The 25,606-nt window shown below is 73.5% G+C and carries 23 protein-coding genes and 1 pseudogene; 7 read left to right on the top strand and 17 right to left on the bottom strand.

Annotated features, from left to right (window positions below):
• From ACFQ3T_RS18110 to pruA, 6 genes are all read right to left on the bottom strand, one after another.
• The coding region (locus ACFQ3T_RS18110; protein ID WP_380724464.1) for a DUF6597 domain-containing transcriptional factor at positions 1-345 on the bottom strand (345 nt) is incomplete at its 3' end.
• A 62-nt stretch (positions 346-407) separates the two neighbouring features.
• Entirely contained in the window at positions 408-1,799 is a 1,392-nt protein-coding gene (locus tag ACFQ3T_RS18105) for a carbohydrate-binding protein (RefSeq protein ID WP_380724463.1), read from the bottom strand.
• A 106-nt stretch (positions 1,800-1,905) separates the two neighbouring features.
• Positions 1,906-3,579, bottom strand: a complete 1,674-nt coding sequence (locus tag ACFQ3T_RS18100; RefSeq protein ID WP_380724462.1) for a bifunctional 3'-5' exonuclease/DNA polymerase — start codon at positions 3,577-3,579, stop codon at positions 1,906-1,908.
• 55 nt (positions 3,580-3,634) lie between these two features.
• A complete protein-coding gene (locus tag ACFQ3T_RS18095; protein WP_380724461.1) occupies positions 3,635-4,666 on the bottom strand; it encodes an amidohydrolase family protein in 1,032 nt (343 codons plus the stop codon).
• A gap of 31 nt (positions 4,667-4,697) precedes the next feature.
• Complete coding sequence (locus tag ACFQ3T_RS18090) at positions 4,698-5,621, bottom strand: proline dehydrogenase family protein (protein ID WP_380724460.1); 924 nt, start codon at positions 5,619-5,621, stop codon at positions 4,698-4,700.
• A 2-nt stretch (positions 5,622-5,623) separates the two neighbouring features.
• Positions 5,624-7,249 carry an L-glutamate gamma-semialdehyde dehydrogenase gene (gene pruA, locus ACFQ3T_RS18085; protein ID WP_380724459.1) on the bottom strand — a complete coding sequence of 542 codons (1,626 nt, stop codon included), beginning with the start codon at positions 7,247-7,249 and terminating at the stop codon, positions 5,624-5,626.
• Between the two features lie 113 nt (positions 7,250-7,362).
• On the opposite strand from pruA, the gene ACFQ3T_RS18080 reads away from it, so the two are divergent.
• Entirely contained in the window at positions 7,363-8,904 is a 1,542-nt protein-coding gene (locus ACFQ3T_RS18080; RefSeq protein WP_380724458.1) for a PucR family transcriptional regulator, read from the top strand.
• A gap of 32 nt (positions 8,905-8,936) precedes the next feature.
• The gene (locus tag ACFQ3T_RS18075) at positions 8,937-9,971 is read left to right on the top strand and encodes a fatty acid desaturase family protein (protein ID WP_380724457.1); all 1,035 of its coding nucleotides are present in this window, start codon (positions 8,937-8,939) and stop codon (positions 9,969-9,971) included.
• Here ACFQ3T_RS18075 and ACFQ3T_RS18070 read toward each other — a convergent pair.
• Genes ACFQ3T_RS18070 through ACFQ3T_RS18050 form a run of 5 tightly spaced genes read right to left on the bottom strand, consistent with a single transcriptional unit; the run spans position 9,880 to position 13,556 of the window.
• Positions 9,880-10,548 (bottom strand): YidC/Oxa1 family membrane protein insertase, encoded by a 669-nt coding sequence (locus ACFQ3T_RS18070; RefSeq protein WP_380724456.1) that lies wholly within the window; start codon positions 10,546-10,548, stop codon positions 9,880-9,882. The two genes, ACFQ3T_RS18075 and ACFQ3T_RS18070, sit on opposite strands and share 92 nt — an antisense overlap.
• Before the next feature lie 39 nt (positions 10,549-10,587).
• Positions 10,588-10,884, bottom strand: coding sequence for a DUF6412 domain-containing protein (locus tag ACFQ3T_RS18065; RefSeq protein WP_380724455.1), 297 nt, complete (start codon positions 10,882-10,884; stop codon positions 10,588-10,590).
• On the bottom strand, positions 10,881-11,510 hold the full coding sequence (locus tag ACFQ3T_RS18060; protein WP_380724454.1) for a nucleoside/nucleotide kinase family protein: 630 nt from the start codon (positions 11,508-11,510) through the stop codon (positions 10,881-10,883). Before ACFQ3T_RS18060 ends, ACFQ3T_RS18065 begins: the two co-directional genes overlap by 4 nt.
• Positions 11,507-12,106: a DUF402 domain-containing protein gene (locus tag ACFQ3T_RS18055; RefSeq protein WP_380724453.1), complete on the bottom strand. Its 600-nt coding sequence runs from the start codon at positions 12,104-12,106 to the stop codon at positions 11,507-11,509. Before ACFQ3T_RS18055 ends, ACFQ3T_RS18060 begins: the two co-directional genes overlap by 4 nt.
• A gap of 10 nt (positions 12,107-12,116) precedes the next feature.
• Positions 12,117-13,556 carry a GAF domain-containing protein gene (locus tag ACFQ3T_RS18050; protein WP_380724452.1) on the bottom strand — a complete coding sequence of 480 codons (1,440 nt, stop codon included), beginning with the start codon at positions 13,554-13,556 and terminating at the stop codon, positions 12,117-12,119.
• 151 nt (positions 13,557-13,707) lie between these two features.
• Here ACFQ3T_RS18050 and ACFQ3T_RS18045 point away from each other — a divergent pair, with 151 nt between their 5' ends.
• Complete coding sequence (locus ACFQ3T_RS18045; protein ID WP_380724451.1) at positions 13,708-15,105, top strand: aldehyde dehydrogenase family protein; 1,398 nt, start codon at positions 13,708-13,710, stop codon at positions 15,103-15,105.
• Between the two features lie 50 nt (positions 15,106-15,155).
• Here ACFQ3T_RS18045 and ACFQ3T_RS18040 read toward each other — a convergent pair whose 3' ends face one another.
• Positions 15,156-16,745 (bottom strand): beta-N-acetylhexosaminidase, encoded by a 1,590-nt coding sequence (locus tag ACFQ3T_RS18040; protein WP_380724450.1) that lies wholly within the window; start codon positions 16,743-16,745, stop codon positions 15,156-15,158.
• Between the two features lie 87 nt (positions 16,746-16,832).
• Positions 16,833-18,329: a CYTH and CHAD domain-containing protein gene (locus ACFQ3T_RS18035; protein WP_380724449.1), complete on the bottom strand. Its 1,497-nt coding sequence runs from the start codon at positions 18,327-18,329 to the stop codon at positions 16,833-16,835.
• Between the two features lie 150 nt (positions 18,330-18,479).
• Between ACFQ3T_RS18035 and ACFQ3T_RS18030 the strand changes: the two genes are divergently transcribed.
• Entirely contained in the window at positions 18,480-19,271 is a 792-nt protein-coding gene (locus ACFQ3T_RS18030; protein WP_380724448.1) for a hypothetical protein, read from the top strand.
• Positions 19,272-19,283: 12 nt separating this feature from the next.
• Here the strand turns inward: ACFQ3T_RS18030 and ACFQ3T_RS18025 are convergent, their stop codons facing one another.
• Together ACFQ3T_RS18025 and ACFQ3T_RS18020 are read right to left on the bottom strand one after the other, a co-directional pair.
• A complete protein-coding gene (locus tag ACFQ3T_RS18025; RefSeq protein ID WP_380724447.1) occupies positions 19,284-19,949 on the bottom strand; it encodes an HNH endonuclease family protein in 666 nt (221 codons plus the stop codon).
• 142 nt (positions 19,950-20,091) lie between these two features.
• Complete coding sequence (locus ACFQ3T_RS18020) at positions 20,092-21,039, bottom strand: methionyl-tRNA formyltransferase (protein WP_380724446.1); 948 nt, start codon at positions 21,037-21,039, stop codon at positions 20,092-20,094.
• Positions 21,040-21,113: 74 nt separating this feature from the next.
• On the opposite strand from ACFQ3T_RS18020, the gene ACFQ3T_RS18015 reads away from it, so the two are divergent.
• Positions 21,114-22,703, top strand: coding sequence for an amidohydrolase (locus ACFQ3T_RS18015; protein ID WP_380724445.1), 1,590 nt, complete (start codon positions 21,114-21,116; stop codon positions 22,701-22,703).
• Positions 22,704-22,894: 191 nt separating this feature from the next.
• Here the strand turns inward: ACFQ3T_RS18015 and ACFQ3T_RS18010 are convergent, their stop codons facing one another.
• The gene (locus ACFQ3T_RS18010) at positions 22,895-23,524 is read right to left on the bottom strand and encodes a hypothetical protein (protein WP_380724444.1); all 630 of its coding nucleotides are present in this window, start codon (positions 23,522-23,524) and stop codon (positions 22,895-22,897) included.
• 94 nt (positions 23,525-23,618) lie between these two features.
• Complete coding sequence (locus ACFQ3T_RS18005) at positions 23,619-24,029, bottom strand: MarR family winged helix-turn-helix transcriptional regulator (RefSeq protein WP_380724443.1); 411 nt, start codon at positions 24,027-24,029, stop codon at positions 23,619-23,621.
• 118 nt (positions 24,030-24,147) lie between these two features.
• Between ACFQ3T_RS18005 and ACFQ3T_RS18000 the strand changes: the two genes are divergently transcribed.
• A complete protein-coding gene (locus ACFQ3T_RS18000; protein ID WP_380724442.1) occupies positions 24,148-24,939 on the top strand; it encodes an SAM-dependent methyltransferase in 792 nt (263 codons plus the stop codon).
• Between the two features lie 214 nt (positions 24,940-25,153).
• A pseudogene (locus tag ACFQ3T_RS17995) lies at positions 25,154-25,606 on the top strand (hypothetical protein); the annotation flags it as partial.

The following is a 25,606-nucleotide window of genomic DNA, read 5'->3' as shown; positions in this document are numbered from 1 at the left end:
CGCGAGCACCGCGCACGGGTCGCCGGCGGAGTGCAGGGCGTCCGCCAACGCGGGCGACGGACCCCACAGCTCGGCCAGCGGAACCCGCAGGTCGCGCAGCTCCGCGGCGGGCACGCCGAACACCGCCGGTCCCACGCCCGGACCGAACCGGACGCCGAACAACGTCCCGGGCCCCATCGACGTCACGTGGCCCACGGTGTCCGGGCCGGCGACGAACAGCTCACCGGTCGCGGTCGAGTAGATGATGTCCGTGCACCCGTCCGGCACGACCCGGCCGACGGCCGCGACGTCCGTGGTCCGCCGCCACAGGCAGGCCAGACCGGGGAACGGGCGTTCCGCGTACACCTCGACGATGGTAGTGGCGGACCGCGCGGGAGGAGGAGGCGCGCGCGGCCCGCCACGGGCACTCAGGTGCCGAACCTGATCCAGTTCACGCTCACGTACGGCGCGGGCTGGCCGCTGGTGAACGTGATGTAGACGTCGTGCGTGCCCGTCACCCCGGAGATGTTCGCGGGCACCGTGCGCCAGCTCTGCCAGCCGCCGGTGTTGGCGATGGCGAAGCTGCCGATGGGCGGCGCGGTGGGGCTGTCGAGCCGCACCTCGACCAGGCCGCTCACCCCGCCGGACGCCCCGGACGCGGCCCGTGCGACGAACTGCGTGGCCGTGCGCGTGCCGAACCGGACGCCGGAGAACCGCAGCGAGTTGCCGTTGCGCAGCTGCGCCACCGTCTGGCCGCCGTCACCCGCCTCGATCACGCCGCCGGACCGCGCCGTCGCCTGCTCGGCCTGGATGTCGGCGAACGCGTCCCAGCCGGTGCCGCCGGGCGGGTTGGTGGTGGTCGTGGTGGTGGGCTGCGTGCCGCCGCCCGCCGTCCACACGGCCACGTAGTCCACCAGCATCGAGTGACCCGGCACGGTCGCCGCGGTCGGTGTCGCGTGACCCGCCACGCCGTTGGGGAACGCGCCGCCGATGGCCAGGTTCAGCAGCAGGAAGTAGCCCGCGTGGCTGGTCATGTTGTTCCACGTGGTCGCGTCGAACTGGCTCTGGTTGACGCTGTGGAACTGCTGCCCGTCGACGTACCAGCGGAACGCCTTGGGCGAGGAGCTCTCGTCCCACTCGAACCGGTAGGTGTGGAACGCCGACTGGCACGTCGCGCCGGGGCACGTCCGGCTCGCGCCGAGGCCGTTGGTCTCGTTGCACGGCCCGCCGGGGTTCACGCCGCAGTGCAGCACGCCCCACACGGAGTTGATGCCGTTGACGTTCTCCATGATGTCGAACTCGCCGATGGCGGGCCAGTTCCAGTAGTTGCCGCGGTAGGGCGAGCCGAGCGCCCAGAACGCGGGCCAGTAGCCGAGCGCGGCCTGGCCGGTGACGTTCGGCATCTGGATGCGGCCCTCGATGGCGAGCTTGCCGCCCGCCGGCGGCTTGAAGTTCGCGCGCTGGGTCTCGATGCGGGCGGACGTCCAGTTGCCCGCGCCGTCGCGCAGGGCGGTGATGCGCAGGTTGCCCGCGCCGTCGAGCTTGATGTTGTTCGTGCTGTTGGTGTAGTTCTGGATCTCGCCGGTGCCCCAGTTCCCGGGTCCGCCGGGGTAGCCGTGGCCGAGGTCGAAGATCCAGTTCGCGGACGACGGCAGGGTGTTCGCGGCGCCGGTGAAGTCGTCGCTCCACTGGAGCGACCAGCCCGGCGGGGTCGGCGGCACCGCGGCGTTCGCCGACATGCCGGCGATCGCGAGCGGTACCGCGGTGATCAGGGCGACGGCGGTCGCCAGGACGCGTCGTCGGTTGCGGCTGAACTCCACGCGTGACCTCCTTGTCACTGTGTTCGGCACGACAACGAATTCCGTCGCCCATTCATGAGAGCGCTCTCATGATGATCCTTCAAGCGACCGAACGGCCCAAACCGCCCTACTTGGCGTCCGCGTAGCTGTCCACCGGCACCGCTTTGAGCGGGAACCGGACCGGCGTCGCGCCGAACACCAGCCGGGACGCCTCCTCGCCCGCCGCCGTCACCTCGGCGCACACCGCCTCCGCCAGGTCGGCCGGGCAGTGCACCAGCACCTCGTCGTGCTGGAAGAACACGAGGTGCGCGCCGCGCGCCGACCGGTGCAACCGCCGCCGCAACGCGCCGAGCAGCGCCGCCGTCCAGTCCGCCGCGCTCGCCTGCACCACGAAGTTGCGGGTGAACCGGCCCCAGTCCCGCGCCGCCCGCCGCGACTGCCGCACCGCGTCCTCGCTGTCGTCGGTGTTGCCGATCGCGTCACGCCACGCGTCGGACGGCAACGGGCTCGTGCGGCCGAGCCGGGACCGCACCATCCGGCCCTGCTCGCCCGCCAGCGCCGCCGCCTCCACGTACCCCACGGCTTCGGGGAACCGACGGCGCAGCACCGCCATCGCGGGCCCCGCGCCACCGCCCGTGCCGCCGTACATGGCCGACAGCATGGCCAGCTTCGCCTTGCCGCGGTCCCCGTCGAACGCCTCCGCGGCCAGCGTCGTGTACAGGTCGTCGTCCGACGACACCTCGGTGAACCGGTGGTCGTCCGACAACGCCGCCAGCACCCGCGGCTCCAGCTGCGCCGCGTCCGCCGCCACGAGCTTCCAGCCCGGGTCGGCCCGCACCGCCGTGCGCAGGGTGCGCGGGATCTGCAACGCCGCACCGCCCCGCGTCGCCCACCGCCCGGACACGACGCCGCCCACCACGTAGTCCGGCCGGAACCGCCCGTCCGCCACCCACGAGTCCAGCCACGACCAGCCGTGCGCCACCCACAGCCGGGCCAGTTCCTTGTACTCCAGCAGCGGCGCCACCGCCGGGTGGTCGACCTGCTTGAGCACCCACGCGCGCGCCGACGGGACGTCGATGCCCTCCCGCGCGAACGCCTTCACGATGCCCGGCGGGTGGTCCGGGTTGACCTGCCGGCCGCCGAACGCCGCCGTGATCCGGTCGGCCAGCTCCACCAGCCGGGCCGGCCGGGCGCCGTTCGGCGGACGCGGCCCGAGCATGTCCACCAGCAGCCGCTCGTGCACGTCCTCCCGCCACGGCAGGCCGAAGTGCGTCATCTCCGCGGCGGCCAGCGCGCTCGCCGACTCGGCCGCGAACAGCAGGCGCAGGCCGTCGGCGTGCCCCAGCGTCGCCACCACCCGTTGCTGCTCCCGGTGCACCGCGACGACCGCGTCCAACGGGTCGGTGTCGCCGGGCAGCGGTTGCCGCTCGGGCTCGAACAACGTCGGCTGGGTGTCGCGCTTGCGCGGCCCGTGGTCGTCCGGCACGGGCAGCCCGCGCAGCCGCGCGACCGCGGCCCCCAACCCGCGCGGCTCGCGGTGCCGGCCCTGGTAGGCCAGCACCAGGTACTCGGCGTGCGACAGGTCCTGGCACCGCTCCACCCGGACGCCGCGCGCCAACAGGTCGGGGTAGACCTCGGTCGTGTCCGCCAACACCCACCGGGGTCTGTGCCGGGCCTCCAGTTCGGACACCGCCGCCGCCAGGTCCGCCGTCTCCACCACCGGCCCCTCGGGCGCCCCGGCGTCGGAGAGCACGCGCAACCGTCCCGCGTTCTCCGCGTGCGACACCAGGGCGACGAGCATGCCGCTGATTGTGCAGGCAACCCCCGACAAAACCGGCCTCGGCGAAACCGTCGGGCTAGGCGACGACCCGGCCGCGCGACACCACCGCGCCCGGCCGCCGGAGCACGGCGGGCACGGCCCTCGGGTCCGCCGGGTACGCGGTGAGGTCGGCGGGCGCGCCTTCGACGTGGTTCGGCAACCCGAGCCAGGCGCGCGCGGTCCAGCTCGCGGCGCCCACCGCGGTCGCGGGCGGCAGGCCGGCGCGGATCAGGCAGTCCACCTCGTCGGCCACCACGCCGAACGCGGAGCGGTCGGTGCCCGCGAGCACGGTGACGCCGGCGTCGTGGGCGTCGGCGACCCGTTCGACCATGGTCCGGTAGCCCGCGAGCCAGAGCCGGTCGCGCGGCCGTCCCCGCTCCTCCCTCCAGCCCGCGGACTCGGCGAACGTCGTGAGCGTGGGGACGTACGCGGCGCCGTGCCCGGCCATGAGGGGTATCGCCTCGGCGGGCATGCCCATGCCGTGCTCGACCGAGTCGACGCCCGCGGCGGCGGCGTTGAGCGCGCCCCGGCTCGACTGGGCGTGCGCCGCAACGCGTCCGCCGGCCGACCGCACCGCCGCCACGACGTCGCGCAGCAGGTCCGCCGGCACGGGCTCGTCCTCGAAGTCCCAGTCGCAGAACACCTTGCACCACCCGGTCCGCGTGGCGTCGGCCACCGCCTCGGCGACCAGGTCGTCCACCACGACGTGGAACGGGGCGTGGTCGGACAGCCCGGACCACGCCAGCCACCGCCCGCCGCCCACCATGCGCGGCAGGCGCGGGTCGTCGGGGATCTCGGCGGACGCGGACAGGCCGGGGAACCGCAGCGCCGTCACGCCCGCGCGCAGGTGGTCGAGGCAGTGGGCGGTGAAGTCGGCCGCGTCGAAACCGCCGTCGTACGACGAGCCGGGGTGGGTGTGGACGTCGACCAGGCCCGGCAGCAGGTAGCCGCCGTCGACGACGGTCGTCCAGTCGCCGGACGGCCGCTCGAACGTCACGCGGTCGCCCAGGACCCACAGGTCGCGGGGCTCGTCGTCGGGCAGCAGAACGCCCCGGAAGTGGAGAGGCACGAGCTCAGCCTCCCACTTCCGGGGCCACGCCCTACCCCGTGGTGATCAGCGAGCGCAGGAAGAAGGCCACGTTCGCGGGACGCTCGGCGAGCCGCCGCATGAAGTAGCCGTACCACTCGTCGCCGTACGGGACGTACACGCGCATCCGGTGGCCGGCGGCGGCGATGCGGCGCTGCTCGTCGGGCCGGATGCCGTAGAGCATCTGGAACTCGTAGCTGTCCCGCGGCCGGTCCTTGGCCAGCTCGGTGGCGATGGCGATCAGCCTCGGGTCGTGCGAGGCCACCATCGGGTAGCCCTCGCCCGCCATCAGGACCTTCAGGCAGCGCACGTACGACAGGTCGACGTCCGCCTTGTCCTGGAACGCCACCGACGCGGGCTCCTTGTAGGCGCCCTTGCACAGCCGCACGCGCGACCCGGCGTGCGCCAGGTCCCGGCAGTCCTGCTCGGTCCGCCTCAGGTACGCCTGGAGCACCGCGCCCACCCACGGGAAGTCGACCCGCAGCTCGTGGAGGATGCCGAGCGTCGAGTCGGTCGTGGTGTGGTCCTCCATGTCGAGGGTGACCGTGGTGCCGACCGCGCCCGCCGCCGCGCAGATCCGGCGGGCGTTCTCCAAGGCGATCTTCTCGCCGTCCACGGGCAGGAACTGGCCCACCGCGGACAGCTTCACCGACACCTCGGCCCGGTCGGTGTGCCCGGCCAGTTCGAGGCGGCGCAGCAGGTCCAGGTACGCCTCCACGGTGGCCGTGGCCTGCTCCGCGTCCCTGGTGTCCTCGCCCAGGTGGTCCAGCGTGACGTACCGGCCGTCGGCCAGCACCTCGCCGGTGGTGGCGACGGCCGCGTCGACGTCGTCGCCGGAGATGAAGCGCTTGACGACCGGCCGGGTCAGCGGCGTGCGTTCGACCAGCTCGCGGATCGCCTCGGATCGCGAGGCGGCGAGCAGCGTGGAGCGGAGCATGATCACCCCTGGTGCGGGTAGCGGTAGGAGGTGGGAGCCGCGAACGTCTCCTTGATGGACCGCGGGCTGACCCAGCGCAGCAGGTTGTGCACGGAGCCCGCCTTGTCGTTCGTGCCCGACGCCCGCCCGCCGCCGAACGGCTGCTGGCCGACGACCGCGCCGGTCGGCTTGTCGTTGACGTAGAAGTTGCCCGCGGCGAACCGGAGCTCGTTCTGCGCGTGGACGATGGCGGCCCGGTCCCGCGCGATGATCGCGCCGGTCAGGGCGTACGGCGCGGCGTTCTCCATCTGCTTGAGCACGGTGTCGTAGTCCGAGTCCTCGAACACGTGCACCGCCAGCACCGGCCCGAAGTACTCGGTCGTGAACACCTCGTGCGTCGGGTCGCTGCCCAGCAGCACGGTCGGCCGCACGAAGAAGCCCTCGGAGTCGTCCGCCGTGCCGCCCGCGACGACCTCCAGCCGGTCGTCCTCGTGCGCGGCCTTGAGCACGCCGGACAGCTTGTCGAACGAACGCCGGTCGATGACCGCGCCCATGAAGTTCGACAGGTCCGTGACGTCGCCCATCGTCAGCGACTCGACGTCGGCGAGGAAGTCGTCCTTCACCCGGTTCCACACCGAGCGCGGGATGTACGCGCGGGACGCGGCCGAGCACTTCTGGCCCTGGTACTCGAACGCGCCGCGGACCAGCGCGGTGCGCAGCACGTCGACGTCGGCCGACGGGTGCGCGAGCACGAAGTCCTTGCCGCCGGTCTCGCCGACGACCCGCGGGTACGAGCGGTAGTGGGCGATGTTCGCGCCGACCTGGCCCCACAGGTGCTGGAACGTGCGGGTGGACCCGGTGAAGTGGATGCCCGCGAGGTCCGGGTCGGCCAGCGCCACCTCGGACACGGCCAAGCCGTCGCCGGGCAGCAGGTTGATCACGCCGGGCGGCAGGCCGGCCTCTTCGAGCAGCCGCATGGTGAGGTGCGCGGCGAAGCTCTGCGTCGGCGACGGCTTCCACAGCACCACGTTGCCCATCAGGGCCGGGGCGGTGGGCAGGTTGCCGGCGATCGCGGTGAAGTTGAACGGCGTGATCGCGTAGACGAAGCCCTCCAGCGGGCGGTGGTCCGTGCGGTTCCACACGCCGGGGGACGACTGCGGCTGCTCTTCGAGGAGCTTCCGGCCGAACGAGACGTTGAAGCGCCAGAAGTCGATCAGCTCGCACGCGGCGTCGATCTCCGCCTGGATCGCGGTCTTCGACTGGCCGAGCATGGTGGCCGCGTTGAGCGTGGCCCGCCACGTGGTCGCGAGCAGGTCGGCGGCGCGGAGGAGGATCGCGGCGCGGTCGTCGTAGGACATCGCGCGCCACGCGGGCGCGGCTTCCCTGGCGGCGGCGATGGCGTCCCGGGTGTCCTGCTGCGTGGCGCCGTGGAGGGTGCCGAGGACGGCGCGGTGGTTGTGCGGCTGCACGACGTCGAAGCGCTCGCCGCCGCCGACCCGCTGCTCACCGCCGATGGTGAGGGTCAGCTCGACGGGCTCCTTGGCCAGCTCGGCCAGCTTCGCCTGCAACTGCGCCCGTTCCGGGGTGCCGGGGGCGTAGCCGAGGACGGGCTCGTTCACCGGTGCGGGGACCGAGGTCACGGCATCCACAAGCAGCTCCTTCGCCACAGGGTTGGGTTCCCCAACGGTAGGACTTCCGACCATGCGCGCCGTTGTCCGCACGTCTAGGCTTGGCGCTCCGCCGTTGTACGAATGGACAAGAAGTGAGCCTCCGGCAGGTCTTGATCGCGCTCGGCGACCCGCTGGTCGAGGTGCAGGTCGCGCCGCACGGGCTGGAGGCCGACGTCCTCGACGTCGTCATCCTCGACCCCGACGACACGCCGGACGTGCGTCCGGGCGACCTCGCCCTGGTCATCGGCGCCCGCGGACGGGCCGCGCTGCCGCTGGTCCGGGCCGCCGCGGCCGGGGGAGCGGTGGCGGTGGCGGTCAAGGTGGACACGCCGTCGCCCGTGCTGCGGCAGGCGGCGGCGGACGCGGGCGTGGCGCTGCTCGCCGTGCGGCCGGAAGTCCGCTGGGAACACCTCGAAGCGCTGGCCAGGGGTGTCGTGCACAACGCCAGGGTGACGGCCGACGCGGGCGCGGGCGAAGTCCTCGGCGACCTGTTCGGCCTCGCCCAGACCATCGCCTCGCTGACCGGCGGCATCGTCAGCATCGAGGACACCGCGAGCCGCGTGCTGGCCTACTCCCGCTCCACCGACGAGGTGGACGAGCTGCGCCGGCTGTCCATCCTCGGCCGCCAGGGCCCCGAGCCGTACCTGAAGATGCTCCGCGAGTGGGGCGTCTACCAGCGGCTCCGGTCCGGCGAGGACGTCGTCCGCATCGACGAGCGGCCCGAGCTGGGCATCCGCCGCCGCATCGCCGTCGGCATCCACGCGGGCACGCAGCCGCTGGGCACGATCTGGGTGCAGGAAGGGGCCACGCCGCTCACCGAGCAGGCCGAACGGGCACTGCTCGGCGCGGCCCGCGTCACCGCGCTGCACCTGGTCCAGCAGCGGGAGCCCGCCGCCGCGTTCCGGGAGAACCTGCTCGCGGCCCTGCTCGACGGCCGGATGGACGCCGGCGCGATCGCCGAGCAGATCGGGGCCGACCCGGACAAGCCCGCCGCCGTCGTCGTCTTCGCCCTGCGCGGCCAGGAGCACCACGACCGCACCCAGCACGAGCTGCGGCGCGCCGAGATGACCAGCCTGATCTCGGTGCACGCCGCCGCGTACCGGCGCAGCGCCCTGGTCAGCCAGCAGAGCGGCCGCACGTACGCGCTGCTCACGGACCTGCCGCCGAAGGCGCCGCTGCTCACCCTGACCAGGGAGATCGTGGCCGCCGCCCGCAAGCACATGGGCCTGCGGGTGCAGGGCGCGATCGGCTCGACCGTGCCCACGGTGGACGAGGTGATGATCTCGCGGGACGAGGCCGACCGCGTGCTCGACGCCATGTCGCGCGACCTCGACGCCGACGTCGCCACCCTGGAGGACGTGCGGTCGCGCGTCCTGATCAGCGAAACGCTCGCCCTGCTGGCGGACCACCCGCGCATCCGCGACCCGCGGCTCGCCGGACTGGATGGGGAACTGGCCCGTTCACTATTGGCCTACCTCGATGAATTCGGTGATGTGAAAAGTGCGGCCGCGAAGTTGCACGTCCACCCCAACACCCTCCGGTACCGGGTCCGACGTGCGGCGGAGCTGGGCGGATTCGATCTGGACGACCCGTTGCTCCGGTTGTTCGCCCAGTTGCAACTCAGGCTGACCTGAGCCCGAGGCGGTTCGCGCCGTACCCTCCGGGAGTGAGCACCCAAGCCCGCGGCAGCGACTTCGCTGAATTGTCCAGGTTGGTCAAGCAGCAAGGTCTGCTCGACCGGCGCATCGGTTTCTACATGACTTACCTGGTCTGCGTCCTCGCGGCCTTCGCCCTCACCGCGGCCGCCGTGGTGCTGATCGGCGACTCGTGGTGGCAGCTCGTGCCGGCCGCCGTCCTCGCCGTCGTCTACACCCAGATCGCGTTCCTGGGCCACGACGCCGGCCACCGGCAGGTGTACGCGAGCGGCAAGGCGAACCACACCATGGGCCTGCTGCTCGGCAACCTCCTCGTCGGCGTCGGGTTCGGCTGGTGGATGGGCAAGCACAGCCGCCACCACGCCAACCCGAACCACGAGGACGAGGACCCGGACGTCGACATCTCCGTCCTCGCGTTCAGCGCCGAGCAGGCGCAGCGCAAGCGCGGCTTCTTCCGGCTCGTGGTGAAGCACCAGGCGTGGCTGTTCTTCCCGCTGCTGCTGCTCGAAGGCTTCAGCCTGCACATCATCAGCACGGCCGCGGCGGCGCGCCGCGAGGTCAAGGGCTGGCGGCTGGAGCTGGTGCTGCTGGCCGTGCACGTCGTCGTCTACCTGACCGCGGTGTTCCTGGTGATGTCCCCGCTCAAGGCGCTGGTCTTCATCGCCGTCCACCAGGGCCTCTTCGGCGTCTACATGGGCATCTCGTTCGCGCCCAACCACAAGGGCATGCCGGTGCTCCAGGCGGGCCACCAGCTCGACTTCCTGCGCAAGCAGGTGCTGACCTCCCGCAACGTGACCGGCGGCTGGTTCACCGACTTCCTGCTCGGCGGCCTGAACTACCAGATCGAGCACCACCTGTTCCCGAGCATGCCGCGACCGCACCTGCGCCGCGCGCAGGCGCTGGTCCGCGACTTCTGCCACCGCCAGTCGGTGTCCTACGCCGAGTGCGGCCTGTTCACGTCGTACGGGTACGTCCTGAAGTACCTGCACGAGGCGGGAGCTGAACTGCGCGGTACAGGAAAGCTCGCTCCAGCAGCGTCCAGCTAGTCGTCGTCACCAGGTAGACGCCCGCCGCCAGCGGCAGCACGGCGGCGACGAGCACGGTCCCGAACGGCAGGAGCCGCAGCAGCCTCGCGAACGGCGGCTGCGGCCCGCCGTTGTCCCGGGCGATCGCCGCCTGCCACCGGGACGTCGCGAACGCGATCCCGGTGAGCACCGCGAACAGCGCGAGGAACACGGGCGTGTGCGCCCACGTGCCGAACCAGTGCGCGCCCAGCGGCACGCCGAGCAGCGTGCCGTCCAGCAGCGGGTTCGGCGTGGTGACCAGCCGGTACACCACCATGAAGAACGGCGCCTGCACCAGCGCGGGCAGGCAGCCGGCCAGCACGGACGTGCCGTTGGACCGGTACAGCTCCAGCGTCTTCTCCTGGAGCCGGACCTTGTCCTTGCCGTACTTCTCGGTGAGCTGCCGCAGCTCGGGCGCGAGCGCGGCACGGGCCTTCTCGCCGCGCACGGCGGCACGGCTGAGCGGGTGCATGAGCAGTCGGACGACGACGGTGAACGCGACGATGGCCAGGGCGGGCGTGGCGAACCCGGCCAGGGCTGAGCCCAGGGCGTGGAACAAGGGAAGAACTCCGTCCTCGGAGCAAGCGGAACAGGGGCCTCAGGGAGTGAGGCCGAGTCCGGGTGCCCGGGGACGGGGACGGCCCGCCGCGTCGGGGTCGCGCAGCCGCAGGAACGCGGCGCGCAGCGACTTCTCGCGGATCGACAGCGACCGCACCCACGCGGGCGCGGCGAGCACCGCCGGCGCGGAGGTGAGCAGCAGCACGACCAGCGCCACGGCCGTCACGGCGGCCAGCAGCTCGGTGGGCGTGTGCAGGAGGGTCAGCGCGTAGAGCGCCGGCAGGTGGAGCGCGAGCAGCAACCGCAGCCTGGCCACACCCACCCCCTCGGACGTCACCGCCGGTCTTCCCCACCGACTGTACCGATCAGCGCCGGCCTGGTGGGGTGGTCGTAGCGGACCGTCACGTCGGCGTGCGGCTCGTACGAGGCGTAGGCGGGCAGCGTCCACCGCCACTCGGCGGGCAGTTGCCGTTCGAGGGCGCCCGGCGACAGCCACAGGTGCACGGTCAGCTCCGCCGGCAGCCACTTGTCGAGCAGCAGGGTGCCGTCGACCAGCAGCACGCCGCCCGCGCCGAGCGTCGCGTAGTCGGCCCGGTGCGCCCGGTCCGTCGCCGCGTTCCACAGCGCGGGCAGCACCCGGCCCGACCCGCCGGGGTCGAGCGGTTCCAGCACCTCGCGGACCAGCCCGCCGACGTCCAGCCACGCGTCGCGGAACGAGTCCGGGTCCTGGTGGCCGTGCTCCAGCCGCACGGACGCGGGCCGCAGGAAGTCGCCGGCCGACACCCGCAGCACCGGACGTCCCAGCGCCCGCAGCGGCTCCACCAGGGCGTCCGCCAGCTCGCCCGGCCTGGTCGGCACGGCGCCGTCGAGCAGCACCCGCGCCCACGTGTCGCGCGGCACCGCGTCGATCCGCCCGACCAGCTCGTCCACGAGGGTCCGCGGCGTCAGGGGGACGACCTTCACGGCACCGGGTAGTCCGCCCAGCCGTCCGGCAGCACCGGCACCGGCCAGTCGGGGTCGGGCTCCCACGACGCCCACGCCTGGTCCCACCACGTCGTGCCGGCGGTCAGCATCGCCTCGACCTCCTTGCCGGTGGCGCGGATGGCCTCGGCCTGCGCGGCGGAGTACTTGCCCGCGGCGACCTGCTCCTCGAACTCGTCGCGGTCCTTCTCCACCCAGCCGCCCTCGGCGGGCACCCAGTAGTCCAGCTCGTGGTCGAGCGTGTCGAACCCGAGCGGCGTGCGGCGGAACGGGTCCTGGAGGTTGAGGTACCAGCCGTGGAACCGGCGGTCCGGACCCGTCCAGTACAGGTCGACGGAGTAGGCGTCGCCGGGCCGGTGCATCTGGAGCTTGCCGTGGCCGCGCCAGTGCGCGTTGCCCGCGACCTGCCAGCCGTGCGGCCAGTGGTGCGGCGGGAACCCGAACCGCACACCGGGCACGGTGAACACGACGAGCAGGTCCGGCCCGTCCTCGACGACCCTGGTCGGCGTCACCGCCCACGGCTTGCCGTGCAGCACCTCGCGCCGCAGCGCCACGTCACCCGGTCGGAAGTACCCCATGACGATCACCCTAGGCGAGCGCGCGGCGCAGCCGGCCCGCCGCCACCTCGCGGCGCGGGTCCGTCCGGGGCATGAGCCGGACCAGCCGCTCCAGCACGGTCACGTCGTCCGACACCAGGCCGAACGCCCACAGCGCCTCGACGTCCCCGCGTTCCAGCACGCCCCGCCGCACCGCCGCGCCCAGGTCTTCCCGCTCCTCGCGCACCACGGGCGCCTCGGACCGGGGGAGGAGGTCGCCCCGGTACGCCGCCGCGGCCACGCCCACGTCGCCGACGCGCAGCGCCTCGCGCACCGCCAGGAAGTCGCCGCGCACGTCGGCCGACAGCCGGTACGGCCTGGTCAGCAGCACCCGGCCGAGCTGCGCGCGCAGCCGGTGCAGCTCGGCGCGCACCGTCGTCGGGTTGCCGCGCTCGCCGTACAGGTGCAGCGCCAGCTGCTCGGCGGTCAGCCCGCGCGGGTGCAGCGCCAACGCCGCCAGCAGCTCCGCGTGCCGCAGCGACAGCGGCAGCGCCCGCCCGTCCAGCGAGCCGGTCGAGCCGCCCAGGAACCGCAGCGACAGCACGGGTCTTCGCGCGGTCCGGCGTGGCACCCGGAGCAGGTACCCCTCGTCCAACGGCTCCAGGACCGCTTCCCGCCCGTCGGCCAACCGCACCCGGTCGCCCGTCACGTCCACCCGCGGGCCGCTGGGGCCGTGCGGGCCGTCCGGTTCGAGCACGGTGTCCGGCGTGGCGGCCAGCACGCGGCCGGTGGGGCTCAGCAACGCGCCCGGCTCGCCGCGCAGGCCGATCAGGTGCCGCATGTTCACCGCGCGCAGCCGCTCGTCACGGGCGGCGAGCCGCAGCTGCAACTGGCTCTCCGCCAGCCGGGCGGCGGCCGACACCAGCGCCACCATCGTCGGGTGCGTGCTGCGCAACGGCCCGCTCACGTCCACCACGCCGATCGTGCGGCCGGTGTCGGGGTCGCGCACGGGGCTCGCCGCGCAGGTCCACCCGTGGTAGGCCCGCACCAGGTGCTCGGCGGAGTGCACGGTCACCGACCGGCCGACGGCCAGCGCCGTGCCCATCGCGTTGGTGCCGATGGACGGCTCGCTCCAGCACGCGCCCTCGGTCAGCCGGACCCGTTCGGCCAGGCCGCGCACCGACGTCGCGCCCTCGCACCACAGGATGTTGCCGTCCGCGTCCGCGATGATCATCACGTGCTCGGCCTCGTCGGCGACGCTCACCAGCGTCTCGCGCAGCACCGGCAGCGCGACCGAGAGCGGGTGCGCACCGCGCCGGTCGACCACCTCGTCCCGGTCGAGCACGACGGGCGGTTCGTGCCGGTCCGGGTCGACCCGCGCGGCCAGCGACCGCCGCCACGACTCCACGATCAGGGGACGCGCGTCGCGTGCCCGGTCCCCGCTCAGCACCGCCTCGCGGGCGTGCGCGAGCCGTCGCGGGTCCGGTTGCATGGCGCCTCCCGGACCAGGATGGCGTGACCGCGCCGGTCGCGGCAACCCGGCGCTGAACCGTTCGGGTGCAACGCCACTGCAACGTTGTGCCGTCCACGCTGCTGCCCGCGACGAACCCGACCGACGCGACGACGACGACGTGGGAGACCAGATGGCGAGGTACGCGGCGCCCGGTGAGCGGGGCAGCGTGGTGTCGTACCGGAGCCGGTACGACCACTTCATCGGCGGTGAGTACGTGCCGCCCGCCAAGGGCCGGTACTTCGCCGACCCCACGCCGGTGACCGGCGAGCCGTTCACGGAACTGGCGCGGGGCACGGCCGAGGACGTGGACCGGGCGTTGGACGCGGCCCACGGCGCGGCCCGCGCGTGGGGCCGCACGTCGGCCGCCGAGCGCGCGAACGTGCTCCACGAGGTCGCCGACCGCGTGGAGGACCACCTCGACGCGCTGGCCGTCGCCGAGACGTGGGACACCGGCCGCCCGGTCGGCGAGACGCTGGCGGTCGACCTGCCGTCGGCGGTGGAGCACCTCCGCTACTGCGCGGGCCTGGTCCGGGTGCGGGAGGGCGGCATCACGCCGGTCGGCGACGACGTCGTGGCCTACCGCTACCCCGAGCCGCTCGGCGTGGTCGGCCGGCTCGTCGCGCCGGACTTCCCCCTGCTCACGGCGGTGCGGGAACTCGCGCCCGCGCTGGCCGCGGGCAACGCCGTCGTGCTGAAGCCCGCCGAGCAGACCCCGGCGTCGATCCACGTCCTGGTGGGGCTGATCGCCGACCTGCTGCCGCCCGGCGTGGTCAACGTCGTCAACGGCTTCGACATCGGGGCGGGTCGGGCGCTGGCGGCCAGCCGGCGGGTCGCCGCGATGCCGTTCGGCTCCGGCGCGGACGACGGCGGCAGCTGCCCGAACATCTTCTTCGCCGACGTGGCCGCCCGGCGCGACGCGTTCCACGACCGGGCGCTGACGGGGTTCGCCGCGTTCGCCCGCGACCGCGGCGAGCCGTTCCGCGCGCTGGTGCAGAGCACCGTCCACGACGAGTTCCTGGCCGACGCCGTGGAGCGCACCAAGGCGTTGGCGATGGGGCACCCGCTGGACACCGCGACGGTGATCGGCGCGCAGACCACGCGCGACCGGCTCGACCGGATCATGTCGGCGATCGTGGCCGCCCGCGCCGACGGCGCGCGGGTGCTGTGCGGCGGCGAGCGCGCGGACCTCGGCGGCGAGCTGTCCGGCGGCTACTACGTCACGCCGACGGTCTTCGCGGGCGACGTCCGGGGCCGGGCGCACCGGGACGAGCCGGTCGGCCCGGTCGTGTCCGTGACCGCGTTCGACGACGTCGACGACGCGGTGAAGATCGCCAACGAGACGGCGCGCGGCGCCGGCGCGGGCGTCTGGTCGCGGGACACCGGTGTGGCGTGCCGGGTCGGCCGGCAGCTGCACGCCCGCCGGGTCTGGGTGAACAACGCGCCGCGGCTGCTCGGCGGCGAGACGTGCCGCGTCACGCTCGACCCGTACCAGCGGACCAGGACCCTGCTGGTGCGCGACCGGGTGTGAGGCACGTCGGCGCGCGTCCGGGCGGCGGGGTGCCCGGACGCGCGCGACCTTCACCTCCTCCAGGGCACCTGCGGTGAGGCGTAGTAGTTCACGCCCAGCACGTCCCACCGGTCGGCCTGCGCGGCCAGCCGGACCTTGAACCGGTCCCAGTCGTGCGTCGACCACGGCGACCAGGCCAGCTCCGCGATCGCGGGCAGGCGCGGGAACGCCAGGAACTCCAGCTCGGCGCTGTTCGTGATGGTCTCGCTCCACAGCGGTGCCTCGACGCCGCGCACGGCGTCCGCGGGCAGCCCCTCGATGTACGCGCCGGGGTTCCAGTCGTACGCGTCCTGCACGTCGGTGTACCCGGCCCAGCTCAACCCCAGCTTGGTGTTGGCGTCGTACTTCATGTCCAGGTACGCCTTGGTGGCGGGCGACAGCACGATCCGGCTGCCCCGCGCGGCGGCCGCGACCATGTCCGGCGCGACCGTCTTCGTGCCCCAGAACTGCGGCACGGCCGACGCGGGCGGACCGGCCTTCACGAACTCGTGCCAGCCGGTGGCCGTCTTGCCGTGCTTCTCCACCAGGGGCAGGACCTTGTCGATGAACAGGTCGAAGTCCGGGTCGGTCGTGGCGTGCGCCTCGTCGCCGCCGATGTGCAGGTACTCGCCCGGCGTCAGCGCGGCGACCTCGCGGAGCACGTCGTCGACGAACTCGTAGGTGATGTCCTTGGCGATGCACAGGGAGCTGAAGCCGACGTCGATGCCGGTGTAGAGGGGCGGCGCGACGCCGTCGCAGTTCAGCTCCGGGTACGACGACAGCGCGGCGTTGGTGTGGCCCGGCATGTCGATCTCCGGGATCACGGTGATGTGCCGTGCGGCGGCGTACGCGACGAGGTCCCGGTACTGCTCCTGCGTGTAGTAGCCGCCGGGGCCGCCGCCGACCTCCGTGCTGCCGCCGTGGGCGGTGAGGTTCGGCCAGCTCTTGATCTCCAGCCGCCAGCCCTGGTCGTCGGTCAGGTGCAGGTGCAGCCGGTTGACCTTGTACAGCGCGATCTGGTCGATGTACCGCTTGACCTCGTCGACGCTGAAGAAGTGCCGCGCCACGTCGAGCATCGCGCCGCGGTGGGCGTAGCGCGGGTAGTCCAGCACCCGGCCGCCGGGCACTACCCACGGCCCGCGCTGCCTGGTCTTCGCCTCCACCTCGGCGGGCAGCAGCTGCCGGAACGTCTGCACGCCCGCGAACAGCCCGGCCGCCGTCCTGGCCCGGATCACCGCGCCCCGCCCCGTCACGTCGAGCTGGTAGCCCTCCGCGCCGACGGCCGGGTCCGCGCCGACGAGCAGCAGCGAGATGTGCCGGCCGGACGCGCCGGGCACGACCGGCAGCCGGTAGCCCGTCGACGGGCGCAGCACGCCCGCCAGGTACTCGCCGACCTGCCGGGCCTCGACCGAGCCGGGTTGCGTGTGGATCTTGGTGTCCGCGCCGAGCGTGAAGCTCACGCCGGGCCGCGGGGTGACTGCGACGGGGGCGGGCACGATGTGCTGCAACGACGTCTCCGGAGTGGCGTGGGCGGGGGCCGCCGTCGCCACCGCGCCGGCGAACACGAGCGCGGTGAGCGCGCGACCGAGCCCGCGCCGTCGGGCGCCTTGTTGGGGAAGCACTGACGTTCCTCCTGGTCAGCGTGGAGCACCGGGCGGCGGCACCGCCACCGTGTCAGCCGCACCAGGAGGTGTCAAGGTCCAGACCAATCAGTGCAGGCTGGGCTTGCCCAGATCCCGCCAGACGGCCGGGAAGCGCTCCTCCACCCGCCGCGCCGCCGCCGTCTCCAGCCCGTGCAGCAGGCCGAACGTGAAGCCGTTCTCCCCGTCGAGCTGGGCCTTCGCGCCCAGCTCCCGCAGCACCGGCCGGGCCACCACGCTGTCCTGGTGCTCGCCCAGCAGCTCCTGCACCGCCTTCACCTTCTTGTGGTACTTCGCGGCCCGCTTGCCGAACACCGGCTCGGACACCTCCACCGCGTACCGCAACCGCTTCGCCGCCTTGCGCGCCTCGTGCAGCGCGTCGTCGTCGTGCGCGTTCCCGGCCCGCTTGGCGAGCCTGCGGTAGGTCTTGGTCACCAGCTCCGGCAGCGCCTTCTTCGCCTTCTCGGACGCCGCCGGCGTGAACGGCGGGTCGGCGATCATCGCGTCGACCGCGTCCAGCAGCGCGAAGTACCGCTCGCTGTTCAGCGCGGCGAGGGCCGACTCGTGCGCGGCGGTCTCCAACGACGAGAAGTGCCGCACCAGCTGGGCCCGCACGGGCCCGAGCACCAGGTCCCCGTCGAGCGCCGCGAGGCCGTCCTCGAACCGCGCCCGCAGCACTTCGAGGTCGCGCGCCTCGCCGAGCGTGCCCGCGAGCCACTTCAGCTCGTCGGTCAGCTCGCGCGTGTCGTCCCGGTCCACGATCGAGCCGAACGCCTGGAGCGCGCTGCGCATCCGCCGCGTCGCCACGCGCATCTTGTGCACGCCCTCGTCCTCGCCCCGGCGCACCCTCGGGTCCTCGTGCTTCAGCGCGTCGGCCTGCTCGCGCAGGTACGCCAGCACGACGTCGCCGGCGGACTTGCCGCCCGCCCTGCCGGGGGCCGGGGGCGTGGTGGCGGCGATCCGGTCGGCCAGCAGCCGGGTCAGCTTCGCCGACGACGCGGACCGCGCGATCCCGCTCTCCGCCAGCCGCGCCTCGACCAGGTCCAGCAGCGCCACGTCACCGCGTTCGCCCAGCTCGACCTCGATCTCCCGCCACGAGTCGACGGGCGTGTCGTCGCCGCCGAGGGCCTGCCCCGACACCAGGTCCTCGACCACCTCGGCCAGCAGCCGGCCCTTGTCGTCCACCAGTTGCCGGCGGTGCCGCGTGGTCCGGATGCGGGCGACCGGCGCGAGCTCGCGACCGCGCGCGTGCACCTGGACGAGCGAGCCCAGCTCCTCCGGCGGCTGCTTGGCCGCGCGCCCCGCCGGCAGCCGCACCTCCTCGCGCGTGTCCACGCCGACCGGGAGCTTCAGGTGCCAGCCCGCGTCGTCGCCGCCGGTGCGGCGGCGCAGCGTCAGCCCGGCCCGCGCCAGCCGCAGGTCCGCGGTGTCGTAGTAGACCGCCTCCAGCTGGTGCTCCTCCGGCCCGGCCACGGCGGCGACGCCGGCCAGGTCGGACAGGTCCGGCAGCGCGGCGCCGCCGGGGGCCTCGTACTTGCGTTCCGTCTCGTGCACCGACGTCGACATGTACCAGACATACACCGATCGGAGGCAGTTCATTCGATCTCACGGTGAGTGATCAGTCGTTAACCAGGCCGGGGGTTTGTGTCGCCCCGTACGCGTGGTCTTTCGGTTTCGCGCCTGGACAAGGACCCACCGTGCGGTTGGCTGGATCGCGTGCCCACGGAGAAGGAACGGCTCGACGAGGTCGAACCGACGGTCGCGGACCTCGTCGCCACCACCCAGGCGTTGACGGCCGAGCTCGGCCGCGTGAGCGCCCGCCTGCTCGTGCTGGAACGCAGGCTGTCCGGCGCCGGGTCCGGCCCGGACGAGGACCTCGACTCGGTCGACGGCATCACCGAGACCGTCGACGCGCTGCGCGCCGCGTGGGACGCCGAGCAGGAGCTGCTGGCCGACTCCGTCCGCGCCGACCTGCGCGCCGAGGTGGCCGAGTACGAGTCGCTGAAGCAGCAGCGGGACGCGGGCCTGGCCAAGCTGTCCACCGGCCGGATGCCGCGGTTCGAGCGCGACGCGCTGCAGCACGAGGTGCAGAACCTCGACTGGCGCGTCAACGCGCAGGAGCCGGGCGCCGTGGCCGCGGCCGAGCGGCTGGCCGCCGACCAGCTGGCCGCCGAGGAGCCGTGGCGCGCGGAAGCGGTGGTGGCGGGGGACAAGGCGCGGCAGGAGGTCCTGGACATCGCCCGCCGCCGGCTGGAACGCGCGCTCGCCGCCGACACCCGGCTGCCGCTGTGGTTCCGGGTCGGCCTCGGCGAGATCACCAGCCCGGACCCGTCACTGTGGGTGGAGGCCGCCGTCGCCCTGGTCGCCTACCGGCTGGAGTACGGCGTCACCGACCCGATCTCGCCGCTCGGCGAGGTGCCGTCGGCCGCGTCCGGCTTCGCCGCCTGGGTCCGCCGCGCCGAGGCGCACGCCGACATCGTCGACCAGCTCGACTCGCTGCGACCCTGAGGTCCGCGCCGGTCAGCAGGTCTGCAGCATCGTGCCCAGCGCGTCGCGCTCGGCCTCGTCCACGGTCAGGGAGTAGAGCGTCTTCACCGACACCACGGCCCGCGCGTACGTGCACCAGTACGACTCCACCGGCGGCTTCCACTTCGCCGCGTCCTGGTCGCCCTTGCTCCGGTTGCTGCTCGCCGTCACCGCGATCAGCTGCATGCCGCCGAGGTCGTTGGCGAACTTCTCCCGCTGCTCGTCGGTCCACTTGTCGGCGCCCGACCGCCACGCCTCGGCCAGCGCCACGGTGTGGTCGATGTCCAGGTCGCCGGCGTCGGTGACGACCACGCCGTCGTACACGCTGGTCCACGTGCCCGAGGTGGCCCGGCACTCGCCGTCCGTCTTCACGTCCGAGCCCTGGCGCTGCAGCACGACCTCGCGCGTGTCGCACGAGTCGCCCTGGCTGCTCCAGTGCGGGAACCGGTCGCGGCTGTAGCCGGCCATCTTGCCCTCCGGCGCCACGGTCAGCGCCGCGAGCTGCGCCGCCGGGTCGTCACCGGGCGCGGCCGGGCCCGACGGCACGGTGGTCGGCGGCGGTGCGGTCGACTCCTGGTACCGGGTCAGGTAGTAGCCGATGATGATCAGGAGGACCAACACCACGACGCTGACCAGCGTGGTCGACCGCTTGCCGCTCATGCCCCAATGATCAGCGATGATCGCCGCCACGGGAACACCGGGGCCGCAATCGCGGAGGACGACGGCGATTCGTCCGCCGCATTCGACGGCCGTTCGACGTGGTCGCGCCGCCGTTCCCCTTGTCCGGACCGGGTTTTCCGGGTCACGGCCGGCTGGTCAGGTACCCGCCCATGTGCGTGAAGTACTCCGTCGCGCCCAGCTCGACGCCGTCCTCCGTGCGCACGCGCTTGACGAGCAGGGCGCGGTTGCGGCCGCGGCGGGCCTCCGCGCCCGCGACGATCGCGACGCCGTCGCCCTCGCGGTAGAAGATCCGGCCGGGCGTGCCGCCGTAGCGCTCCTGGGACACGTCGGCCTCGACGATCTCCAGCCGCTTGCCCTTGTGGAAGCAGAACGCGCTCGGGTACGGCGCGCACTGGGCGCGGACCAGCCGGTCCAGCTCGTCGGCCTCCCACGTCCAGTCGATGCGCAGGTCCTCCTCCGCGCGCTTGTGGAAGAAGCTGGCCTTCGACCGGTCCTGCTTGGTGAAGTCGGTCCGGCCCGAGGCGATCTCGGCCAGGCCGTCCACGGTGATCGGCCCGAACAGCTCCAGCGTCTTGCGGAACAGGTCGGCCGTCGTGTCGCGCGGGCCGACCGGGACGGCGCGCTGGAGCACGATGTCGCCGGCGTCCAGCGTCTCGTCCATCATGTGCGCGGTCACGCCGACCTCCTTCTCGTCGTTGATCAGCGCCCAGATCAACGGCGAGAAGCCCGCGTAGGCGGGGAGCAGCGAGTCGTGCACGTTCAGCGTGCCGTGCTGGGGGAGCGTGAAGATGTGCGGGGGAATCCACGTGCGCCAGTTGGTGGCCACGATGACGTCCGGCTCGACCTCCTTGAGCCGCTGGAACAGCTCGTCGTCGTCCGGGCGGTTGCGGATGATCGTCTCGACGCCGTGCTCGGCGGCCAGGTCCGCGACGGAGTCGCTCCAGATGCGCTCGTAGGCGTGGTCGCTCTTCGGGTGCGTGACGACGAGGACCACCTCGTGCTCGGAGTCCAGCAACGCCTGGAGCGTGCGATGGCCCCAGGTCTGGTAGCCGAACATGACGACCCGCATGGACGCTCCTCCTTGCATAGGCTTGCCTAACTGAGCTGACCCTAACCTAAGTCGGCGTGGGCTAGCCTGCGCGGGTGATCCTTGACCTGAAGGTGGTCGGCGGGCGGGTCGTGACGATGGACCCCGCCCGGCCCGTGGCGTCGGTGATCGGTGCCTGGGCGGGGCGGGTGGTCGGGCTCGACGACGACGTGGCGGACCTGCCCGCGCGCCGGGTCGTCGACCTCGGCGGAGCGGTGGTGCTGCCCGGTTTCGTGGACGCGCACAACCACCTGGCGTGGACCGGGCGCGCGGCGCGCACCGTCGACATCTCGTCGTGCACGACCGTCGCCGGGGTGGTGGACGTGCTGCGCGGCGCGCGGCGGGCGTCGGGGTGGGTGGAGGTCGCGGGCTACGACCACCGCGCCCTCGACCGGCCGCTGACGTCACGCGACCTCGACCTGATCGGGCCGCGGGTGTACGTGCAGGACTTGTCCGGGCACGCGTGCGTGGTGAGCGGCGACGTCGTGGCGGCGCTGCCCCCGTCGGCGTTGCGGGAGGCGCAGCGCGACGAGACCGGCGAGCCGACCGGGTTCCTGGCCGAGGGCGCGCAGTCGGCCGTCCGGGCGATGCGGCTGCCGTACTCGCTGGACGACATCGCGGCGGACGTCGAGGCCGGCGCGCGGCAGTGCCTCCGGGAAGGCGTGGTGCTGGCGGCGGAGGCCGGGGTCGGCGGCGGTCTGATCGGCAGCAGCCCGTTGGAGGTCGAGGCGTACCAGCGGGCGTCGCTGCCGATCCGGGTCCAGCTGATGGTGTCCGCCGACCGCCTCGAACCCGTGGCGGCGCACGAGGCGGACGGCATCCGCCGCGCCGTGCCGCTCGGCCTGCGCACCGGGCTCGGCGGCGACCGGCTCTCCATCGGGCCGCTCAAGCTGTGGACCGACGGCGGCATGATGGCGCGGACGGCGGCGCTGACCCGGCCGTACGTCGGTGTGGAGTCGGCCGGTCAGCTGCAGGACGACCCGGACGTGATGCGGGCGGCGATCGTGGACGGGCACGCGGCCGGGTGGCAGCTCGCCGTGCACGCCATCGGCGACCGTGCCGTCGACTTCGCGCTGGACGCCCTGGCGGAAGCGCACCGCGTCCGGCCGAGGGTCGACGCGCGGCACCGGATCGAGCACTGCGGGCTCGTGCGGCCGGACCAGCTCGACCGGATCGCGGAGCTGGGGGTGATCCCCGTGATCCAGCCGACGTTCCTGTGGGCGTACGGCGACGACTACGCGCGGATCATGGGGCCGGAGCGGACGCCGTGGATGTACCGGGGCCGGGCCTTCCTGGACCGGGGGATCGTGGTGGCGGGCAGCTCCGACCGGCCGGTGGCGGACGGGAAACCGTTGCGCGCCATCCAGTTCATGGTCGAGCGGCGGTCGAAGGAGGGGCAGGCCATCGGGCCGGACGAGGCGATCGCGGTGGAAGAGGCGGTGGCCGCGTACACCGTGGGCGCGGCCTACGCGTGCCGTCGGGAGGACGTGCTGGGGACCATCAGCCCGGGCAAGTTGGCGGACTTCGCGGTGCTGGGCGCGGACCCGTTCACCTGTGAGGTGTCGGGGATCGGTGACATCGAGGTGCTGGCGACCGTGGTGGACGGCGTGTTCGCCCACGACCAGGCTTCCTTCACCACCGACTGACCACCCATCCCCGGTCCCGAACCCGGCCCACTCGGGCTCGACGCGCCAAGCCGGACCCACCCCGGCCCGGTGTGGCGTGCCGGGGCGGGGCGGGGTGCCGGGGGTGGCGGCTCGGTCCCGGTTCGGCCCCTCGAGGGCTGCGGTGTGGTCGGCGCGCCGAGTCGTTGGGTCGGCCGCTTGACCGCGGCCGGTCAGGCGCTCATTCGCCAGTGCACGACGTACCCCGCCGCCTCCGCCGCGATCAGGGCGTCCAGCTTCGCCAGGTTCGTCCGGCGCGACATGCGGAACGCCCGGCCCCTCCGGGCGTCCAGCAACAGCGGGGTGGCGCCGGGCAGGGTGTCGGCGGTGGTCTGCTGCAGGATGCGCAGGCCCACGTTCGCCGCCTCCTGCGTCATCGGCGGTTCCTTCACGTAGACGAGCACGGCCGCGCGCTCGCCGTCCGGCATCCGGAGACCGAGGTGCGGGCGGACGCGGAGGGCCAGCTCGCCGGCCTGCCACCGGGCCGCCGCCGTGGGCACGCCCGTCGCCCTCGTCGCCTTCAGCCACGGCAGGAACCCCTCGCGCAGCTCCTCGAACGCCCTGGGCTGGCCGGGCCTGGGCAGGCGGTGCGCCGCCGCCACCGCCGCCTCCAGCTCGGCCGCCGGGTCGGGTGAGTTCGCCGCCCGCCGCATCGCGTCACGCATCGGGTTGTAGAACCCGGCCACCCACTGGTCCGGCGACAGGTAGATGCGGCGCTGGTCGGACACGATGCTGATCCGGCCACGCTGGCCGCTCATGACGTACTCGGTGAAGGACAGGGCGGTGACGCTGATCGGCTCCACGACAAGCTCCCCTCGCGCGCGATCGAACTCGTGTTCGATTCTACCGGCGGGGTACGACAATCCGCGGCCCGCGAACGGGCGACGGGAACCCTGGTCAGGCGCGGAACGTGGTCAGCAGCGGGCCCAGGTCCGGGTCCTCCGCGACCTCGGCGAAGATCGCGGTCAGCGTCTCCTCGTAGAACGGCGCGGCGGTCGCGTGCACGTCCCGACCGGCGGGCGTGATGCGGCTGTACACGCCCCGCCGGTCCGTCTCGCACACCTCGCGGCCGGTCAGCCCCGACTGCTCCAACCGGGCGACGAGGCGGCTCACCGAACTCTGGTTCAGCCCGACGGCCTCGGTCAGCTCCTGCATCCGCAGCTCGCCGTCCGGCGCGTCGGCCAGCGCGCGCAGCGCGGTGAACTCCGACATCCCGAAGTGGAACCGCCGCTGCAACGCCCGTTCGAGGTCGGCGTTGATCCGGTGGTGCAGCGCCCGGAGGCCGGCCCACGTGGCGGAGACGGACAACTCGACCCCCGGAGTGCAGGTATGGGTCTGCATCTTATGCCCGCGACACGCGGCCCCCCGGTCGGCCGAGGGTGGAGGGGGTCCGGTGTCTAAGCTGCCGGAGGGGGAAGGAGCGCGCGTGGACGAGCGACCGGACATCGACCTGACGAGGCCGAGCGCGGCCCGGGTGTACGACTACTACCTCGGCGGCGCGCACAACTTCGCGGTGGACCGCGAGATGGCCGAGCAGGCCATCGCGATGTGGCCCGAGCTGCCGCTGATCATGCAGGCCAACCGGGCGTTCCTGCGCCGGGCGGTGGAGTTCTGCGTCGAGCGGGGCGTGACCCAGTTCCTCGACCTCGGCTCCGGCATCCCGACCGTCGGCAACGTGCACGAGGTGGCCCGCGCCGCCGACCCGACCTCCCGCGTCGTCTACGTCGACAGCGACCCGATCGCGGTGACGTACAGCCGCACGATCCTCGGCGACGACCCGCGGACCACCGTCGTGCAGGAGGACCTGCGGCAGCCGTCCGACGTGCTGTCCTGCCCGCAGGTGGTCGAGCTGCTCGACTTCGACCGGCCGATCGCGGTGATGATGGTGGCGGTGCTGCACTTCGTGCAGGACGACCCGGCGGGGATCATCGCCGCGTACCGCGACGCCGTGCCGCCCGGCAGCTACCTGGTCGTCTCGCACGCCACCCAGGAGGGCCAGGCCACGCAGGCCGACGAGCACACGGACCTGTACCGGCGGCGCACCGCGACCCCGATGACCATGCGCTCCAAGGCCGAGGTCGAGGCGTTGTTCGACGGGTTCGACCTGGTCGAGCCGGGGGTCGTGCACCTGCCCCTGTGGCGGCCCGCCTCGCTGGAGGACGTGGACGAGCACCCCGAGCGGTTCGCGGGCCTGGCCGCCGTCGGCCGCAAGCGGTGATTCGCACCTTCGAGTGACCCGGCCCCGTCGGCCATCGGGATGTTGTAATTTCGTGACCAGGCAGGTGCGGCTGCCACCGAGGCTCCTCCTGACCCGGATGGAGTGGGTGCCTCCAGAGCGCGTGTGAACGACGTGCCCGCACTTCCGCCAGGTCCCGAGGCCCGCCGCGGCGAGCCCGGAGGCGTCGACCGGGCGGCGTCCGCGGAGGTCCCTCGTGCCGACAATCTCCCCCCACCTGGTCAAGCGCTGCTGGTGCACCGGCGAGACACCGAACATGGTGCGCAGGCAGCGCGGCGGCACGGGCGCCGAGTCGCGCCCGCTCGTGCCGTCCGCCCGCACCGCCGGCCAACGCCGGTTGGAGGCGGCCGTGCTGGAGGCCGCCCACCGCGCCATGTCCCGCATGCGCCGGCGTGGTTGCGCGCTGCGCCCGACGTCCCTGGTGAACCGGGTGCGGTCCGACTCGGCCGTGCTCGGCCTGCAGGTCGACGACGCGGGGCTCGACCACCTGCTGGCCGAGGTGCTGCCGGTGGTCGTCGGCGGCCGGGTCCGCGGCGTGCCGGGCCTGCGCGTCCACCCCCGGCGGGACAGCCTCGACCTGCGCTCGCCCGACGGGGAGGTGCGCCTGCTCGGCGTGACCAGGGGGCGGTGGCGGCAGGCCGTCGCCGCC

Source organism: Saccharothrix hoggarensis, from assembly GCF_042678885.1.
Lineage (GTDB): Bacteria > Actinomycetota > Actinomycetes > Mycobacteriales > Pseudonocardiaceae > Actinosynnema > Actinosynnema hoggarensis.
Note: the sequence above shows the minus strand (reverse complement) of the source record. Positions and strands in the feature narration are given on the sequence as shown.